This window comes from Aquirufa nivalisilvae (assembly GCF_004307455.1).
In the GTDB taxonomy this organism is placed as follows: Bacteria; Bacteroidota; Bacteroidia; order Cytophagales; family Spirosomataceae; genus Aquirufa; species Aquirufa nivalisilvae.
On the sequence record NZ_SEWX01000033.1, the window covers coordinates 1 to 255 of the forward strand.

The window sequence follows — 255 nt, forward strand, 5'->3', positions numbered from 1 at the left end:
TGCACCATTCACTTGTGGGCTCGCCAAGCTTACAGCTAATTTGCTGAAGCTTGATGGTAATACCGATACGGCTAATTCATGTGAATTTCCTGTAGCATTAATCGTTCCATCACTCGCTGTTAATAATACACTTTCTGCTTTGTATAAAACTACGGAAGCTGTAGCCACACCATTCGTAAATACAATACTCGTAGATGTACCAAAGTCTATACCATTCGCTGTCGCTACTGTCACTGGGCTACTTGAACTATTCGC

Annotated in this window: 1 protein-coding gene; it reads right to left on the reverse strand. The window is 42.0% G+C overall.

Annotation, left to right across the window (positions count from 1 at the left end):
* Positions 1-234, reverse strand: a 234-nt coding sequence (locus EWU22_RS13405) for a hypothetical protein (RefSeq protein ID WP_231962915.1), incomplete at its 3' end; no start/stop codon positions are given.
* Between the last annotated feature and the right edge of the window lie 21 nt (positions 235-255).